At 32.9% G+C, this 2315-nt stretch carries 1 protein-coding gene; it reads left to right on the top strand.

Annotated features, from left to right (window positions below; all coding sequences use genetic code 11):
• Positions 1 to 2315 (top strand): outer membrane assembly protein AsmA (locus EZH24_RS10485; protein ID WP_137999073.1); only part of this gene is annotated, 2315 nt, incomplete at both ends.

Below are 2315 nucleotides of genomic sequence, written 5' to 3'. Positions count from 1 at the left end.
GATGGCAAAACTTCATTTAAAGATAATCCGCTATTCAATTTAAATATTGACAATTCTGATAACGAAAACGAGATTTTGGTAAAATTCGATTTTGAAATTGATAAGCCCGATTTTAAATATAACGGAATTAAAAAAGAAGATATGCAAGCTGCTTTCAATTTGAAAACGAGATATAATATAACGAATCAAAGCGTCTATGTCGACAATATCTCTTCGGAACTTTTAAATGACGAAATATTGAAAATAGTCGCTTCCGCCTCCAAAATATTTTCGGACAATATTGGAATCGATTTGGACACTTTATACGCAAAAATAGATTTGAATAAAGTTAATAGCCTAACTACAATATTTTTGCCTTCTTTGGGTTTGAATATGAGCGGTTTAGTTAATGCAAACGCCGAAAAAACTACGGGAACGATTAATAATATAAATAATATTATTGATTTGTCTTTGGAAAAAATAAATCTATCTATGCCAAATTTAATATCCGTAAATAATTTGAATTCTCTTACAAAAATAAATTATAATTATAATAAAAATAAAACTTCGAGCGAAGATATAAAAATTAATCATAACACGACAATCGATAGAGTTTTCGCTTTAAATAAATATATGATAAACGAAACGGATTTGTCTTTAAGAGTTATCTCTTCGTTAAACGGGCTTTTAGCGGTAGCTCCAGCGATAAGCGAACCAGAAAAAAAATCGGACACGGTTGTTTATGTCGATAATATTTCTACTAAATATATTAATTCGGATATAAAGATAAACGGCGAGGTGAAATTTGACGAACCTACCGATTTGAATATAAATCTTAAATCTTTACCTTTGGCAAATTTGAGCGGAGGAATTGCAAGAGGCTCTTTGAATGCCGATTTAAATATATTCGGAGATTTGATAAACGATATAGACGCCACTCTAAACGGAATAGTAAATAATTTTTCTTATAATTTATCGGGAGAAGTTTCGTCTACGGCAAAGGCAAAATTAAAACTTCTTGCAAACGCCGATTTACTTTCGCAAACGATTAAAGTCTCCGAGCTTAATTTGGATTTGGATAATTTTTTGAATTTCAAATCGTATCTCGATTTGGAAGGAATGGGATTAAAAAAAGGTTTTGTTAATATTCATACTTTTAGAATAGCGCCTTATTCGATGAAGAGATGGCTCTCTCCAAAATTTGCCGAACTTCTTGACAGTATGCCTTTCGATGACGATGTTCGGATAACGAGCGCGCTTGGTTATAATTTGTCTTTGGAAGACACTTTTGCAAGTTTTACGAATTACAGCACTTTTTACGCTACGGAAGAACAATATAAACTTCAAGATATTTTTTTGCAGGCTGATGCGGATGTCAACTTTGGAGAGAATCTGCATGCGAATATAAGAAAATTTAATTTGGAAAGCCCGACTAATAATTTGAAAGTTAGCGTTGATGGATATTTTACTCCCGTGATAAAAAACGCGAATTTAAATTACGAAATAGGATTAGATACGGATAATTTATATCTCCCTTTCGGAATGGAAATTGGAGGATTATTAAGTTTAATCGGCAATTTGAAAAACAATGTTGCAAACGGAGATTTGATAGCGGACGAATTTTTTGTAAATATGGATTCGGAAGATAAAATGTCAATTGTATTGCAAGGATTAAAATCGGATATAGATTATAATTTTGATTTGACTCCGACTCAAAATCAAGTCGTTTCAACGGTGGCAAGATATACTCCGCTTGTTAGCGAAGTTCCTAATTTATTTTTTGAACAACTGCGAGTTTATTTGAAAATAGCTCCTTTCATAGACGACAGTATAAGAATAACCGATTTTTCTTCGGCGGTTAAAGTTCAAGGACATGGAATTACAATTCAAGATTTAAAATCTTCTTTATATATAGGCGGCGAAAAATTTGACAACGATTTATTTTTGCAGTCAATATCTAACGGAACGGCTCCAAGAAGAGGCGCTATTCATTTGCCTTGGCTCAATTTGGATTTGGGAAGTTTCAACGCAAGAAGCATAAAATACGATATGCGAATTTTGGCAAGCGATATTAATTTTAAGTATTTGCTTTCGCCCGAAAACAGAGGCAGAATAGACGATGAAAAACTGCTCGTTAATCTGACGGGAGATATTTCGGGAATAGGAATAAGTCCTTTAAGCAGTATAAAGCCCGCGACTTTCTTTGTGGGAATAAGCAAAATGTCTACGGAATTTTCAAAATTTTTGATAGAAATGATAAGACCTATTAATCCAGGAATATCGACTGTTGAAAATATAGTTCAATTCGGTTATGACGCAAACCTGTCGAAGTTAGT

It is taken from the genome of Brachyspira catarrhinii (genome assembly GCF_005518285.1).
Lineage (GTDB): Bacteria > Spirochaetota > Brachyspiria > Brachyspirales > Brachyspiraceae > Brachyspira > Brachyspira catarrhinii.
Note: the sequence above shows the minus strand (reverse complement) of the source record. Positions and strands in the feature narration are given on the sequence as shown.